Raw genomic sequence first — 15,204 nt, forward strand, 5'->3', positions numbered from 1 at the left:
GATTTACCAACCGAGCACCCTCCAGTGGCGAGATGGGACATTTGCGGGTGGTCGTGGAACACCATTCCGCCGGGAACGTTTCTACGCCGGAGTCCGGGTCCTCGTGGACTCAAAACAGGCGTTTTAACTCCTAATTGCCCATACGCCATCAAGTGGTCGGGGAGGCTTCTCTCTGTGCATCGGGTGTCATTTCGGCACATTCGGCATAGGTAAAAGCCTTTGTGCTCCAAGGCGAAGCCCTCGAATTAGGCGGGGCACCCACTGCTACAGCCGAGAGACGGAAGGGGGATTTCCAGGGGCAGAAGGGCGCTTCAGACGGCTGGTGGTAATCCATATGGTCAGAGGGTTGCCCTCCTGACGCCACCCTTCAATGCGCCCGTCAGGAGACCGTATGACGCCCGAACAGACCCTCGATGAACACTCCCAGCAACCCGCACCAAAGGAAGATCTGACCGACAAGGTGTCGAAGGCGCTCCAGGAGCATGATGGTTGGCTTCGGAAGACGCCCAGCACAAGCAAGGAGATCGCCGGACGCCTCTTCCCTGCGGAGGACAAGCGTCAGGAGGTGGACCGGGGCTTGATTCTCACCATCACCGCTCTGATGTGGGACAACGGCTTTACGCCTTCTTCCCGGGGCAAGGGGCACAGCCGCTGGTATTGGCGGGAAGGGACCATCCCATCAATGCCTGTGGTGCGGTCAGAGGTGCTCAATCAAGGGCGTACCCTGATTGAGACCGCGCCGTCTCATCCGGTTGTGAAGCCCATCAAGGTCAAGCAGTATCTTGGGCGACCTCTCACCAGCCGGAAGCGCCGGAAGCCATGGGTGACCGCTGCTGGGAGTCTTGAGTCCCGGTTGACCATGGCTGCCTTCTATTTGAATGGGTTCAACCACAATGAAGCCGCAATCTTCGACCTGCCGGAAATGACCATGGCAAAGGTGGTCTGCAACCTGCGCAACTACTTCCGGCTCAATGCACGGCAGACTGCGGAATTGATGATCTCGCTCTTCAACCCCAAAGCCCGTTATCGGTGGTCAGAGGAGGGCATCTTGCTCACCTGGGAACTGGTGGAAGGGTTCACTCCCTCCCTTGGGCTATCGGACAAGGATGCCGTCGCCAAACACCTGCTGGCTGACTTGGAAGAGGATGTGATCGACCTGCTAGCCCACACCCTCCCGGGTGGGCGGGTTCCGGTGGAAGACCTCTACCGCCGCTTCAAGGCGTGGAACCCGGATGTGGAAACCAATGAGATCGCCTTCGGTCGGGTGGTTACCGCCCTGACCGGCATCAAGAGCAAGTCCTCGAAGGGCAAGCGTTACTACTCGGGCTTCCATCTTCCCCTGGTCGCCGAGGAAGCAGCGGCAAGCCCGGTTGTCACCGTCATGGAGCCGAAGGTCTTGGCAGCCGATTGTTCCCCGCAACCTATGAGTGCAGCTTAGCCATCGGTTGAGGGGACACAGATTCCCCTATGCTTTGTAAGAATTGATCAAGGACTCTGCTCTCCAATTTCAAAATGCCCTCGAACAGAGATCATCCCTCTGACCATTGGTGGTGCACCCGGGCATTGATCTGGCTTGAATTCCCACATAAGTGCACTTTTCAGCACGCTGATGGCTAATTGCGGTGGTCCAGAAATATACCTCGCGCACCTTACTTTCCCGGAATTCGTGATTGCAACCTCGATTGACAGCAAACCTACAATTCTTGCAACCTTAGCGAGTGGAGGATATGGGGGCAAATTAATCAAACTTCGCCGATCCAGCACGGTCTGAAGTGAAATCGTGGGAAGGGATTCAAAGTCGACGGTCTCTGAGCCTGTTGCACACTCCTGGTGTTTGAAGGAAGTTGGCTTGATGGCTGGTTCTTCAGGGACCACCATGAAGGCATATCGACTTTGAAACCATGGCACCAACTCGTCATGTGGTGTAAGAACTGCTCCGGTGGCGAGGTCGATCCGTAATGGTGGGCACTCAGTCCCAGGCTGGATTTCTGGGCGCAATTGTCCGTGAGGAGTTAATAGGAGTTCTTGTGGTCCTTCGTTGATTGAGGCGGTCCAATAGGGTGCATGTGTCCATTTGGGGTAATATCCAAGTTCTGCCCTTGGAAGGATATTGGTCAAGTAATTCCATTTGATCATGACGCCATCATTACGATAGATGGCAATTTCAAACTCGTCGCGGAGTTCATAGTTTCTCATGCCGATGGCAGCAGCGTATCGACCCGTATTTGATACCAATAATTGGGCGGGAAGCCTTCTGATGGAGAAATCAGATTCGCCGAGCAAGCGCTTTCCCCACCATCGCTTCTGGAAAAACCTCCCACGCCAAGGTGTTTCCATATCCTTTCTGGCATTATAGCTAACTCGCAAACCGGTCGTTTTGTCCGGAGAATAAAAATACAGCTTTGAGGGGACCTGATCGCTGGAATTCAGTGGTGGAGTTGCTTTGACAAAGAACGCGGTTGGCACAAGCAATAGCACCAGCAAGACTCTGTAGATGGATCTCAACCGGCTCATCGGGATCGCCTCTTTCTCGACCAACAACTTGGGGAATGGATCAGTACTGATGGAATATCTCTCTGCAAACGCTACTACTCGTTCCCATCCATTACAATGTCACCCCCTCTGTGGAATCCAAGGACATGTCTCGGAAACGCCTTGGCGTGCCCTGATGACTCAGGCAGGTCTTATCTCCCACCTGAGTCCACCGAGGCGTCAAGGCTGGCTAGACAGCTGCTGTGGGGGTGCCTGGAGGGGCAGTGCTAAGCCCCAGGTACCTTCCGAGCCCCTCTTGCGCATCCCTGCGGGCATCCAGTGTCTGCTCGATATATCCCCAGAGGGTCTTGAAGTCCTTGTGCCCCATCATAGTCTGCAACTCGCTGAGGGGCGTTCCAGACGCAGCATGAAGGCTGGCGAAGCTTGCCCTCAGGCGGTGGGGTGTGAGGTGTCCCATCCCAAGTTCCTTGGCGGCTGCCATGAGGGGTTTGCGGAGGAACCCGGGGCAGTGAGGCTTGCCTTCACTGGTGGGGAACACCCACTCACTGAGGGTTCCCTTTGGCATCGCCTGGAGGGCAGTCCACAGCCAGGACGGGATGGGCAGCACCCGCGCCTCCTTGCCCTTGGCGCGTCCCACGGTATAGGTCCTCTGCTCAAGGTCGAGCCACTCCCACCTCATCCCTGCGACCTCGCTGGATCGGCATCCCAGCCCCAGCATGACTCGGACCATCACACGGACCTGGGGGTTGTGGGTGGAGCGGTCAATAGCAGCAAGGAACTCTGATACTCGGCTGGCAGGGACGGTAGGGCGCGGTTTCCTCTGGACCCGCAGCAAATCCACCTTGAGCGCCTTCCGCAGCCTCCCGCGCTTCACGGCGAAGTTCAGGAGGGTCCTGAGGGTCACCAGGACGTTGTTGGTGAAGACCTGGGAACGCCCCGCCCCGAGTAGCGCATTGCGCAACTGGTCCACTTGGGAATCATCAATCTTGTCAATGCGCGTCTTCCCAAGGCGGGGTTCCAGCCAGATCCGCCAGTGGGCAGACAGGGACGCAAGGTATAGAGGGCTGACCGAGGGTGTCTTGGATGCCAGGAATTCCTGATGGACCTCCTCCAGCGTCAAGGTCTTCCGGGTGTCCTTGAGGGCGAGTTTGCCCCGGGCGATGTCCAGGCGCAGCTGGTTGACGAACAGGGTCGCGGTCTTGAGGTCAGAGGTCCGGGTGGAACCCTGGTAGCGCACCCCGTCCACCAGGACGTCGTAGTGCCAGATGGTCCCGCCTCGCTTGACCAGTCCAGGGGTTTTGGTTCGTGCCATTGCGTCCTCCGAATGGAGGCGCTTCAAGGGGTGCGAGGGACCAATTCCCTACAAATTCCCTACATGGCAGTCCTGGGCACGGTCGGGGATCGAATCACTGATGACCAAGTGGAGTATTCAGGGTGGTTGCTGGTCACAACTGGGATAGCTCAGTTGGTAGAGCAATGGACTGAAAATCCATGTGTCGGCGGTTCAACTCCGTCTCCGGGCACCAACAAACCCCTGAATCGAAAGGTTCGGGGGTTTTTCGCGTGCGGGGGACCGGCTACTGCCCCCCACCAAGCTCTCCTCGACTGAGCCAGTAGCAGGCCAGGGGGGCCGGGATCTTGAGGATCGGCGTGCCCTGGAGGTCGGTGATCCCGAAATCGGCCATCTCGCGGGTCACCACGTAGCCGCGGCGCACCTGTCTTTCCTGACAGAACCGGGCCAGCCCCTTCAGATCCCGGGCGTCCGTGTGCTGGGACCGGTATTTAACCTCGAAGGGCACCAACTCGCCGCCGATGTCGGCGATGATGTCCACTTCCACGTCTTTCTTGCCCCGCCAGTAGGAGAAGCCGATGCTCTGCCGGTAGAAGCGCGTGAAGACGTGCTTGAAGAAGGCCGTCTCCACGGCTCGTCCGAGGGCAGGGCCATCCTCCAGCAGGGCCTTGCCCTTGAGCAGGACGCTGGGCGCGATGGCGGCGTCGGCCAGATAGATCTTGGACCGGCCCCGGAGCACCTCCTTGCCGTAGCCATAAGGCTTGAGCTGGTAGATCAGGTGGGTGGACTCCAGCAGGTCGATGAAGTTGCTCACGGTGGGGCGCTTCAGGCCGAGGCTGCTGCAAAGCTGGGGAAGATCCAACAGCTCTCCATCGTGCAGACACAGGTAAAGGAAGGTGTGTTCCAGCTCCACGATGCGGCGGACCCCGAACAGGGCCGTCATGTCCCGCTTGAGCACCTTGTCCACGATGTCCTCCCGCAGGAGTTTCTGGGCCAGGGTCATGGACTCGGTCAGGGCGCACTGGGGGAAGCCACCCCGAAGGAGGTAGTCGTGAAAGTTCCCCACCAGCGGGACGGCGTCGGCACCCACCCTCTGGAAGTCCGCAGGCTTCCAGTCGAACAGGGATTGCAGGGAGCCGACCTCGGGCAACGGGGGCTCGCCGATTCGCTTGATCTGCAGGAACTCGAAGAAGGAGAGGGTGGCCAGTTGCAGGGTGTGCCAGCGCCCCACCCCGGATTCCTGGCCCTGGAGGGTCAGGGGGGTTGCCGACCCGGTGACGGCGATCCGCTTGCGTTTGTCGAAGTCCACCTGATGCTTCAACCAGGTCTGCCAATCCTTGGTGGCCTGGATCTCGTCCAGGAACAGGTACTCCACGCCATCGGCGGCGGGCTCCACTTCGCGCCAGAGCTTGATGACGCCATCCAGGCCATGGAGCTTGAGAAGGGGGTGGTCGAAGGTGACGTAGAGGATATTGCTGGGAGGCACCCCCGACTTCAGCAGTCGGTCGATGCACTGGAGGAAGAGGGTGGTCTTCCCGATCTGTCGCGCACCGGCCAGGAGCAGGGCCCGGCCAACCGGAGGGGCCTGCATCCAGTCGAACAACTCCCCAAAGGCAGCCCGCTGCCATGTCGGCAGGTCGGGCATCCCGGTGCCGGTCCACCAGGGGTTGTATTGCCGGAGCACGGATGTGAGTTCAGCGTGGGTTCCGATCACCGCAGCCTCCAAACATACGATGCCGTCAAAATAGTGAAAGTATACCTCAACAAAAAATCAATTTTAGGCAGCAAACCTTTCGGAGAAGACCTTTCCCCTCAAGATGGCTCGATTCGCCCTCCGGAAGATTCCTCGACCGGCAGGAATGGCCAGGCGTGGGGCCCAGCCATGCGCGGCTGATCCCGACCCGCTGCCTCAAGCCTTCGCAGAGCCCCCCCGCTGGAGCTTTCTGATCCTTCAAAATAATGCAGGCTACCGTTCGAGCGAGTGACAAGCCACCCCTCAAGTCGCCCAGGAACGCCAGGGGCTTCTCCCTGCTCCGCAACAGGGGGATCCTCCTTCGCCCGGGCCGCGACGGCCGGCGGCAGCCGAGGCCCCCAGCGGACTTGGTGACCGCATGAAGATGAATGACGATCTGATCAAGACGGGGCGGGCCTACGCGTGGGAGCAAGCCTTCCCCCCCATCGCCAAGGTCGGAAAGGCCGGCCTGGGGATCGCCAGGCTGCCTAGGGCGAGTCCACCAGGTCCGTCGCGCGGCCTTGTTCGTCGGGGCCGGCGGCCATGGCGCGGCGGATCTGGGCGGCGAGGTCGTCCTGCATGGCGTAGCGCTTGGCGTAGAGGCTCCGCTTGTTGGGCTTGATCTCCTCGCGGGTGCGCTTGCGGGCGCGGCGGGGCAGGAAGAACCAGCCGTCGAAGGCCTCGCGGCCGCCCAGTTCGCTCCAGAAGGCGTCGTAGTCGAAGGTCAGCTGGTGGGCCCAGGCGATGTGGATGAGGTGCTTGCGGCGGTGGACCTGGATGGTGTTGCCGGCGCCGTAGAGCTCCCGGGCGCCGAGGCCCCGCGCCACCTCCTGGGCCGCGAAGACGACGAGGGCCTTGGGGCGCAGGCCGTGCATGGCCTTCCCCAGGGCCTTCATCCGGTCCTCGTCGCCCTCGGTGACGCCCTGGACGCAGCCCGCGAAGAGGGAGAGCCCGTTGTCCCGCCACTCCAGGGCGAAGGACAGGCTGCAGACGCGGCCGCCCAGGGCCGGCACCTCGAAGAGCACGGCGAACTCGCCTTCCTTGCGGAACCGGTTGTCGAAGCCCAGGAGGAGTTCGCCCTCGCCCAGCTCACCCAGGGGGACCCGGGCCAGGGGCACGCCGCCGCCGGGCTTCAGCAGGGCCTCCCGGGCCGCCCCGCCCCGCCAGAGGACGAAGGCGTAGGTCTCCCGCATCACCTTGGTGCGCCGCTGCGCGCCCCAGCGGGTGGAGAGGTAGGTGCGCATGGGCTTGAAGGCGAGGATGGGGTTCGCCTCCTTGAAGGGGGAGAGGCCCTCCGTGTCCAGGCGCGCGAACCAGTCCAGGGCGGTGCCGGGATGCAGGGCCGCGGCGAGGGCCCAGCGGAGGTTCTGCTTGAGCCGCCGGGAAAGGCGCTCGCCCCGGTAGGCCTCGGTGCTGAGGCGCCAGGCCCGGGCGGCGGCCGCGAGGGCCTTCAAGGCCGCACCAGGGCGCCGAGGACGGCGAGGATCCGCGCGTCGTCCGGGCGGAGTCCGGGATCCTTCCCGGCCAGGGACCGGATCAGGCCGACGAGGGGTCCGGGGGCCCCGGGGCGCAGCGGGGCGGGATCGGGCAGCTCGGTGCGGCGGTGCTGGTCGAGGATCTCGAAGGGGGTGTCGCCCTGGAAGGGGGGCCGGCCCGTGAGCATCTCGAAGAGGATGATGCCGAGGGCGTAGGCGTCGGCGGAGGGGCCCACCTGGGTGAGGGTCTGGAGCTCCGGCGCCGCGTAGAGCGGCGTGCCGAGGAAGGCGTACGTGGTCGTGAGCGTCTCGGCGTCGACGACCCGGGCGATCCCGAAGTCCATCACCTTCACCCGGGTTCCCACGAGCATGATGTTCGCGGGCTTCAGGTCGCGGTGGACGATGCCGCGCGCATGGGCGCTGGCCATGGCCTCCGCCACCTGGAGGCCGATGTCGGCCACCCGCGCCAGGGGGAGGGGCGAGGTCTCCCGCAGGATCGCGTCCAGGCGCCGGCCTTCGACGTACTCCATGGCGAGCCAGGGCGCATCCTCCGCCTGGCCCTGGTCCAGGATGCGGACGATATTGGGATGGTCGAGGAGGGCCCCGAGGCGGGCCTCCTGGCGGAACCGGGCCTGGAATTCCGGGTCGTCCTGGCGGAAGGGGTGGAGGACCTTGAGGGCCACGGGCGAGGGATCGCCGTCCCGGCGGGCGAGGTACGTGGAGGCGAAGCCGCCCCGCCCCAGGAGCCGTTCGGTCCGGTAGGGGCCGAAGACGGGGGCGTCGGCGGCGGGGCGGGGCCTGCGGCGGCCCAGGAGGTAGGCTCCGCCCACGGCGGCCGCGGCCGCGGCCAGCCCCAGGAGGCCCCAGGGGACTTGCCGGACCGGGGGGGGCGGGACCGGGGCCGCGGCGGGCGGGGGGAGAACGGGGGCGGGTTCCGCGGCGCGGGAGGGCGGAGGGGCGGATGCCTGCCGGACGGGGAGGCGCGGCTCCGTTTGGACCGGGGCCGGGGTCAGGGCCTGGGCGGGCGCGGGGGAAGGCACCGGGTGGGGGGGAGCCGCCGGAGGGGGTGCCGTCTGAACGGCGCCCGCGGGGGCCGCGGCGGGGGCCGCGTCGCGGGGATGGGCGTCCCGGGCCGGGGCCTCCTTGGGTCGGAGGGCCGCCAGCCGCTGGGCCAGGGCATGGCCTTCGCCGGTGGGCTCCCCTTCCCGCTCCGCCTGGGCCAGGGCGGACGCTGCCGCATCCAGGCGGCCGAGCTCCAGGTTGCAGCGGGCGAGGCGGGTGTAGGGGTAGTAGCCCTCCAGCAGGTTGTTGCCGTAGATGATCACCCGGGCGGCGGGGGTGGGCCGCAGGGCGACGGCCCGCTGGTAGGCCGCGAGGGCGGCGGCCCAATGCCCATGGCGTTCGGCGTCCCGGCCGTCCTCCCAGGCCGCGTAGAAGGTCGGCTGGTTCTGGGCCACGAGGGCGGGCAGGAGCAGGAGGAGGCGCAGCGCCATTCAATCCCCGACGAAGAGGTGGTGCAGCAGGTCCTGGACGGGGCTCCGGTCGAACTGCACGATGAGGCTCAGGTCCACCCGGTGCTCCGTGAGCGTCTCGGTGCCGAGGGTGCGCACGCTGGTGCCGGAGAGGATCTGCTCGGGATCCAGGAACTGGCTGGCGGCGCGGCGGCCCCAGCCATAGCGGTAGGCCACGTCGAAGGTCCAGGCGCCGCGCTTGAGCCCCGTGCCGGCGCTCACGCTCTGGATGACCCGCTGCTGGCCGGTGAGGCGGTCGGTGACGGGCTGGGGCTCGCGGCTCCAGCCCAGGCGAAGGGGGATGACGCGGCCGGAGCCGGGCAGGAAGAGGTGCTCGACGCCCAGGTGGACCTGGGTCGCGTCCGGGCTGGCCCCGCCCCGGTTCAGGTTGAAGAAGTTGACCCCGTCCAGGGCCGGCCGTCCGCTCATGTACCGGGTGTCGGACCATGGGGTGGAGACCACGTCGGCCGTCACGAGCCACCGGTCCGAGGGCCGGTAGGCGAAGCCGACGCCCGTGGTGCTGGGCCAGTGGAGGCCGGTGGTGTAGGGCTGCGAGGCCACGGGGTCGGGCCTGGCGCTGGTGGCGAGGCGCGTGGCGTAGGTGTAGTCGGCGTGGAAGCCGGTGCGCCGGGTGATGCCCAGGCTCCAGGTGGGCCAGCGCCAGAGGAGGCCCAGGTTGAAGTTGGCCCCCTCGAACCGGCTGGTCTGCCCGAAATCGAGGTAGGAGGAGCCCTGGGCCGAGGTGCTCGTGCTCCGGGAGGAGAGGCTCCAGGCGCCGCGCCAGAGGTTCGCGGAGAGCCCGAGGAGCACCCGCTGGGAGACCTCGTAGGCGGCGGCGAAGGAATAGAGGTCGATCTGCCCGTCCTGGGAGATGTCCTGCCGGAGCCTCCGGGCGGGGCTCCCGTCCGCGGGCTGCTCCTGCAGGTCCCGGGAGTCCCCTTCGCCCAGCGGGAAGATCCGCTGCACGGACAGCTGGATCGCCAGGGTGCGCCCGCCCACGCGCAGGGGCACGGTGGCGGCGGCCAGGAGGGGATCGAACCGGGTGTTGGAGATGAGGGAGTCGCCCGCGAGGAGGGTCCGCGATCCCGCCGTGGTCTCGGCGTCCTGGAAGGCGACGCCGCGGTTGATGCCGCGGCCGACGAGGCTCGCTTCGGGCCGCAGCATCTGGGCCAGGCCGGCGGGATTGAAGGAGACCGCGGTGGCGTCGTCGGCCAGGGCGATGAAGGCGCCCCCCAGGCCGAGGGCGCGGGCCCCGGCGCCCTGGATGCTGAACGCGGTCCGGGACTGCTCGGAGATGATGGAACCGATGGGCGCCATCTGGGCCCGGGAGGCGCCTGCGGCCCCCAGGAGGAGGAGGACGGGGCGGAGATGGCGGAAGGTCTGGAGCATGCCGGTCCGGAAGGGGTTGGGTGGGCGCGCCGGGCCCGCGGGGGCCATCCTGGAGCTGGTCCAGTTGTCCCAGGGTCCCAGACATGGTAACCCTGATACGCATCGACAAGAATTTTCACAACGAGGGAAAAGCCATGACGAACTCCGCTCCCACGAACCTCACGCCCCGGCAGCGGGATCTCGCCGCCATGATCGACCACACCCTCCTCAAGCCCGACGCCTCGGCGCCCGAGGTCGACCGGCTCTGCGCCGAGGCCCGCGCCTACGGCTTCTGCTCGGTGTGCGTCAACACCTACTGGGTGCCCTTCTGCCGCGAGCGCCTCGCCGGTTCCAGCGTGAAGGTCTGCACGGTGGTGGGCTTCCCCCTGGGCGCCATGGACAGCCGCTCCAAGGCCGCCGAGACGGCCGAGGCCGTGGCCCAGGGCGCGGGCGAGATCGACATGGTCATCAACGTCGGGGCCATCAAGTCGGGCGACTGGGCCACGGTCGAGGCCGATGTCCGCGGTGTCGTGGAAGCCGCCTCCGGGCGGCCCGTGAAGGTCATCCTCGAGACCGGCCTGCTCACGGACGAGGAGAAGGTGCGGGCCTGCCAGGCGAGCGTCGCCGCCGGGGCCGCCTTCGTGAAGACCTCCACCGGCTTCTCCAAGGGCGGGGCCACCGAGGCCGACATCGCCCTCATGCGCCGCACGGTGGGCGCCGGCCTCGGGGTCAAGGCCTCGGGCGGGGTGCGCACCCTCGAGGACGCCGAGAAGATGATCGCCGCGGGCGCCAGCCGCATCGGCGCCAGCTCGGGCATCGCCATCGTCACCGGCGGCGTCGGCTCCGGCTACTGATCCGGGCGGAGGCCGCCGTGGCCGAGGATCCCGCGCGCTACCGGGAGCAGCACAAGCTGCGCCTCTCCTGGATGCCCTGGCTCTACTTCGTCCTCAAGGACCGGCACCGCGCCTGGGCCCAGGCGTGGCAGGAGGAGGTGCAGGCGCGCCTCCGGGACCAGGAGACCGTGGAGATCGGGCCGGGCTGCTTCGTCGCCCCGGAGGCGCGGATCTTCGGGGAACCGGGCCGGCCCGTGGTGCTCGGCCCGGGCTGCGCCGTGGCGGCGGACGCCTTCCTCCACGGCCCCATCACCCTGGGGCGGGACGTGTCCGTGAACGCGCGGGCGGTCCTGGACGGCGGGGCCCGGGGCATCACGGTGGGGGATGGCACCCGCATCGCCTCGGGAGCCGCCCTCTACGCCTTCGACCACGGCATGGACCCGGACCGGCCCGTGCGGGACCAGCCCGTCGCCTCCCGGGGGATCCGCATCGGGGAGGACGTCTGGATCGGCGCCAACGCCGGAGTCACCGACGGGGTGGCCATCGGCGACCACGCGGTGGTGGGGATGGGGGCCGTGGTCACCCGCGACGTGCCCCCCTGGGCCATCGTCGGGGGGGTGCCGGCCCGGGTGATCGGGGACCGCAGGAAAAGGTAGGCGATCCCCGCGGGCCTCTCTATACTCTGTCCCTGTCATGGAACACCTTCTCATTGCAATGTCTGCGGATCCCGTCCGCCCCGGGGTCCGGCCATGACCCGCCAGGGCGCCCTGCCGCGGGAGGGCCTGGAAGGGCGTGTGCTCCAGGAGGTCCTGGAGAGCCTGCCGCTCCCGGTCCACTACACGGACCTCCACGGCGCGGTGGCCGGATGCAACCGGGCCCTGGAGCAGTTCCTGGGGCGCCCCCGGCGGGAGATCATCGGCCGGCGGATCACCGAGCTCTTCCCCGCCGAGGAGGCCCAGGTGCTCGCCCTGAAGGACGAGGGCCTGCTGCGTTCCGGCGGCCGCCAGGTCTTTCGGTTGGACCACCAGGGGCCCGCGGGCCCGCGCCACCTCCTGGCGGGCAAGGCGCTTTGGATCGACGCCCAGGGCGGCGTGGCCGGGGTGGTGACGCAGCTGCAGGACATCACGGAATTCCGGGACCTGGAGGCCGAGCACCTGGAGAGCGAGGGCCGCATGCGGGCCCTGCTGGAGGGGCTCCAGGAGCGGGAGGCCCAGTTCAGGGCCCTCTTCGTGGCCGGGAACGGCATCAAGCTGCTCCTCGCCCCGGAGGGGGGCTGGATCCTGGACGCCAACCCCGCCGCCGAGGCCTACCTGGGATACGACCTGGGGACGCTGCGCACCCTGAGCTTCCGGGACCTGGGGCCCGACGAGGCCGAAGGCGACATGCGGGGGGTGGTCGAGTCCGGCAGCGGGCGGTTCGTGCGCAAGTTGCGGACCGCGGCCGGGGAGGAGCGGAACGTGGAGGTCTACGCCGCCCCCGTCGAGATCAAGGGCCGGACCTACATCTGGGCGACCCTCCACGACATCACGGACGGGGTCCAGGCCGAGGCCGCCCTGCGGCTCAGCGAGGACCGGCTGCGGTCCCTGGCCGAATCCATCCAGGCCGTCATCTTCCGGTTCGAGCGGGACGGCGCCTGCACCTACGTGAACGGCCACTACGAGCGCCTCACGGGCCTGCCGCCGGGGCCGGTCCTGGCCCGGAAGTGGACGAAGGTCATCCATCCGCAGGACCGGGAGCGGATCCTGGACGGGTGGCGGACGGCCCGCAAGCTGGGGCAGGTCCACGAGACCGAGTTCCGTCTCCTCGACGCCCGCGGCGAGGAGGTGTGGGTCCTGGGGCGCACCACGCCCGAGCGGGGTCCCGACGGCGCGATCACCGGGTTCCTCACCACCTGCACCGACATCACGCGGCTCCGCCGGGCCGAGGAGGCCCTGCGCCTCGCGGCGAAGCACGAGAGCCTCGGCCTCATGGCGGGGGCCATCGCCAACGACTTCAACAACATCCTGCAGGCCGTGTGGTCCAGCCTGGACCTCCTGGAGTCGGGCGCCGGCGACGCCGGCCAGCGCGCCCAGGCCCTGGCCTGGGCCCGGGGCTCCCTCTCCCGGGGCAAGCGGATCACGCGCTTCATCGAGGAGTACAGCGGCCAGGGCGTGGGGAACCCCGTCTCCCTGGACCTGGGCCGGCACCTGCAGGCCTTCGTGGCGGACCAGGGCGTGCCGGGGGGCCAGGTCCGGCTCGCCTTCGAGGCCGAGCCCGGGCTGCCCCGGGTGCTCATCGACCCGGACCAGCTGACCCACTGCCTCAAGGCCATGGTGGCCAACGCGCTGGAGGCCCTGGGTCCGGGGCCGGGCTCCGTCCGGCTCCAGGCGCGGAAGCCCGCCCCCTGCGCCGACCGGGACGGCGTCTGGATCCTCCGGCCCCAGCCGGGTCCCTGCGTGGAACTGGCGGTGGAGAACGACGGGCCCGCCATCCCCCGGGAGGAGCTGCCGCGGATCTTCGATCCCTACTACACCACCAAGGAGGCCGGGCGCGGCCTGGGGCTCTCCTCGGTCCTGGGCATCCTCCGCGCCCACGGGGCCGGGCTGCACGTGGAGAGCCTGCCGGGGACGGGGGTCCGGATCCGGGTCGTCCTGGCCGTGGGGGGCCGGGTCTCCTCCGATCTGGCGGATCTCCCCGCCGGCCCCGGGGCCATCCTCGTCGTGGACGACCAGCCCGAGGTGCTCCTGGTGATCTCCCACCTGCTGCAGGGCTTCCTGGACCGGCCCATCCTCACCGCCTCCAGCGGCGAGGAGGCCCTGGCCATCGCCCGGGAGCGCGGCGGCGACCTGGGGGCGGTGCTCATGGACGCCAACATGCCGGGCATGGACGGCACCGCCGCCTTCCAGGCGATGCAGGCCCTCGTGCCGGGCCTGCCGGGCATCCTCATCTCAGGCTGCGACCGGGAGCAGGGCCTGGCCCTCGCCCGGACCTACGGATTCTCGGGCTTCGTGAAGAAGCCCTTCGAATCCGAGGCCCTGCGGGAGGTCTTCGCGGCGCTGCTTTAGGGGCCGGGCGCCTAGCGCCGGGGCCGGGCGGGACCGCGGCCGGAGCCGGCGGGTCGCGCGCCTCCGCCGGGACGGGGACCGCGGCCGCCGCCCCTGCCGCCGCCGCGGCCCAGGACGATGGGCTCGGGCTTCTCGGCGGGGTCGGGCTCGAAGCCCGGCACCACCACGGCGGGCAGGTTGCGCTTGAGGAGCTTCTCGATGTCCTTGAGAAGCTTCTGCTCGTCCACGCAGACCAGGCTGAGGGCCTGGCCCTCCGTGCCGGCCCGGCCGGTGCGGCCGATGCGGTGGACGTAGTCCTCGGGGACGTAGGGCAGCTCGTAGTTCACCACGTGGGGCAGCTGGTCGATGTCCAGGCCCCGGGCGGCGATGTCGGTGGCCACCAGCACGGTGATCTTGCCGTCCTTGAAGTCCTGGAGGGCCTTGATGCGCTGGGGCTGGCTCTTGTTGCCGTGGATGGCCATGGAGGCGATGCCGTCGGTCTCCAGCTGGTCGGAGAGGCGGTTGGCGCCGTGCTTGGTGCGGGTGAAGACCAGCACCTGGCTCATGCGGTTGGCGCGGACCAGGTGGCTGAGGAGGGCGCGCTTGCGGTCCCGGGCCACGGGGTGGACGATCTGGTCCACCAGCTCGGCGGGGGCGTTGCGCCGGGCCACGTCCACGTTGGCCGGGGACTTGAGGAAGGCGCTGGCCAGGTCCCGGATCTCGTCGCTGAAGGTGGCGCTGAAGAGCAGGTTCTGGCGGTTGGCGGGGAGCAGGGCCAGGATCTTGCGGATGTCCCGGATGAAGCCCATGTCCAGCATGCGGTCGGCCTCGTCCAGGACGAGGAAGCGCAGGTGGGAGAAGTTCAGGTTGCCCTGCTGGTGGTGGTCGAGCAAACGACCGGGTGTGGCCACCAGGATCTCGACGCCCGACCGGAGGGCCTTCACCTGGGGGTTGATGTTGACCCCGCCGAAGATGGAGGTGCTGCGCAGGGGAAGGTGGCGGCCGTAGGTGCGGACACTCTCCTCCACCTGCATGCACAGCTCCCGGGTGGGGGTGAGGATGAGGCAGCGCACGGGGTGACGAGCGGGGGAGGTGCTGCTGTTGGCGTCGGGGGCCAGCAGCTGCAGGATGGGCAGCACGAAGCCGGCCGTCTTGCCGGTCCCGGTCTGGGCGCCGGCGAGCAGGTCGCGGCCGGAGAGGATGATGGGAATGGCCTGGGCCTGGACGGGGGTGGGGGTCTCGTAGCCCTGGTCGCTGACAGCGCGCAGCAGCTCCGGCAGTAGGCCGAGTTCGTCGAACGTCATGAATGCTCCTGGAAGGGCCCGCCCGCCATACGCGGGCCCCGGTCAGGGCATGAAAGGGTTTTCGGAACAGGAACCCGGGCCTTCCCGGGTGAAGGACGCCGACCGGGGGCTCCTTCCAGCACGAATGCTCCATGATAGCGAGAATTTGTCGCAATTTCCAGGGGAAGGCGTCCG

The 15,204-nt window shown here is 67.7% G+C and carries 11 protein-coding genes; 4 read left to right on the plus strand and 7 right to left on the minus strand.

Features of this window, described 5'->3' with window-relative positions:
- Positions 1–391: 391 nt before the first annotated feature.
- On the plus strand, positions 392–1,438 hold the full coding sequence (locus tag R2J75_RS00100) for a hypothetical protein (protein WP_316410847.1): 1,047 nt from the start codon (positions 392–394) through the stop codon (positions 1,436–1,438).
- Between the two features lie 47 nt (positions 1,439–1,485).
- Here R2J75_RS00100 and R2J75_RS00105 read toward each other — a convergent pair whose 3' ends face one another.
- The 6 genes from R2J75_RS00105 to R2J75_RS00130 all read right to left on the minus strand — a co-directional run bounded on the left by R2J75_RS00105 (position 1,486) and on the right by R2J75_RS00130 (position 9,891).
- A complete protein-coding gene (locus R2J75_RS00105) occupies positions 1,486–2,505 on the minus strand; it encodes an energy transducer TonB (protein WP_316410848.1) in 1,020 nt (339 codons plus the stop codon).
- A 217-nt stretch (positions 2,506–2,722) separates the two neighbouring features.
- Positions 2,723–3,805 carry a tyrosine-type recombinase/integrase gene (locus R2J75_RS00110; protein ID WP_316410849.1) on the minus strand — a complete coding sequence of 361 codons (1,083 nt, stop codon included), beginning with the start codon at positions 3,803–3,805 and terminating at the stop codon, positions 2,723–2,725.
- 265 nt (positions 3,806–4,070) lie between these two features.
- A complete protein-coding gene (locus R2J75_RS00115) occupies positions 4,071–5,498 on the minus strand; it encodes an ATP-binding protein (RefSeq protein ID WP_243332316.1) in 1,428 nt (475 codons plus the stop codon).
- Between the two features lie 506 nt (positions 5,499–6,004).
- The gene (locus R2J75_RS00120) at positions 6,005–6,970 is read right to left on the minus strand and encodes a DUF535 family protein (protein ID WP_243332379.1); all 966 of its coding nucleotides are present in this window, start codon (positions 6,968–6,970) and stop codon (positions 6,005–6,007) included.
- Positions 6,967–8,484 carry a serine/threonine-protein kinase gene (locus R2J75_RS00125; RefSeq protein ID WP_316410850.1) on the minus strand — a complete coding sequence of 506 codons (1,518 nt, stop codon included), beginning with the start codon at positions 8,482–8,484 and terminating at the stop codon, positions 6,967–6,969. Before R2J75_RS00125 ends, R2J75_RS00120 begins: the two co-directional genes overlap by 4 nt.
- Positions 8,485–9,891, minus strand: a complete 1,407-nt coding sequence (locus tag R2J75_RS00130) for an OmpP1/FadL family transporter (protein WP_243347179.1) — start codon at positions 9,889–9,891, stop codon at positions 8,485–8,487.
- 134 nt (positions 9,892–10,025) lie between these two features.
- Here R2J75_RS00130 and deoC point away from each other — a divergent pair, with 134 nt between their 5' ends.
- The 3 genes from deoC (at position 10,026) to R2J75_RS00145 (ending at position 13,747) form a co-directional block, all read left to right on the plus strand.
- A complete protein-coding gene (gene deoC / locus R2J75_RS00135; RefSeq protein WP_316410851.1) occupies positions 10,026–10,724 on the plus strand; it encodes a deoxyribose-phosphate aldolase in 699 nt (232 codons plus the stop codon).
- A 71-nt stretch (positions 10,725–10,795) separates the two neighbouring features.
- Positions 10,796–11,359, plus strand: a complete 564-nt coding sequence (locus tag R2J75_RS00140; RefSeq protein ID WP_279342184.1) for an acyltransferase — start codon at positions 10,796–10,798, stop codon at positions 11,357–11,359.
- Positions 11,360–11,452: 93 nt separating this feature from the next.
- Positions 11,453–13,747 carry a PAS domain-containing hybrid sensor histidine kinase/response regulator gene (locus R2J75_RS00145; RefSeq protein ID WP_316410852.1) on the plus strand — a complete coding sequence of 765 codons (2,295 nt, stop codon included), beginning with the start codon at positions 11,453–11,455 and terminating at the stop codon, positions 13,745–13,747.
- 11 nt (positions 13,748–13,758) lie between these two features.
- On the opposite strand, the gene R2J75_RS00150 is transcribed toward R2J75_RS00145, so the two are convergent.
- Positions 13,759–15,030, minus strand: coding sequence for a DEAD/DEAH box helicase (locus R2J75_RS00150; RefSeq protein WP_243332309.1), 1,272 nt, complete (start codon positions 15,028–15,030; stop codon positions 13,759–13,761).
- Positions 15,031–15,204: the final 174 nt, after the last annotated feature.

Origin of the sequence: Mesoterricola sediminis (assembly GCF_030295425.1) — a bacterium.
Taxonomy (GTDB): Bacteria; Acidobacteriota; Holophagae; order Holophagales; family Holophagaceae; genus Mesoterricola; species Mesoterricola sediminis.

Coding starts and splice junctions, on each gene's coding strand:
- R2J75_RS00100 (WP_316410847.1), top strand. CDS start 392: ATGACGCCCGAACAGACCCTCGATGAACACTCCCAGCAACCCGCACCA.
- R2J75_RS00110 (WP_316410849.1), bottom strand. CDS start 3,805: ATGGCACGAACCAAAACCCCTGGACTGGTCAAGCGAGGCGGGACCATC.
- R2J75_RS00125 (WP_316410850.1), bottom strand. CDS start 8,484: ATGGCGCTGCGCCTCCTCCTGCTCCTGCCCGCCCTCGTGGCCCAGAAC.
- R2J75_RS00130 (WP_243347179.1), bottom strand. CDS start 9,891: ATGCTCCAGACCTTCCGCCATCTCCGCCCCGTCCTCCTCCTCCTGGGG.
- deoC (WP_316410851.1), top strand. CDS start 10,026: ATGACGAACTCCGCTCCCACGAACCTCACGCCCCGGCAGCGGGATCTC.
- R2J75_RS00140 (WP_279342184.1), top strand. CDS start 10,796: ATGCCCTGGCTCTACTTCGTCCTCAAGGACCGGCACCGCGCCTGGGCC.
- R2J75_RS00145 (WP_316410852.1), top strand. CDS start 11,453: ATGACCCGCCAGGGCGCCCTGCCGCGGGAGGGCCTGGAAGGGCGTGTG.
- R2J75_RS00150 (WP_243332309.1), bottom strand. CDS start 15,030: ATGACGTTCGACGAACTCGGCCTACTGCCGGAGCTGCTGCGCGCTGTC.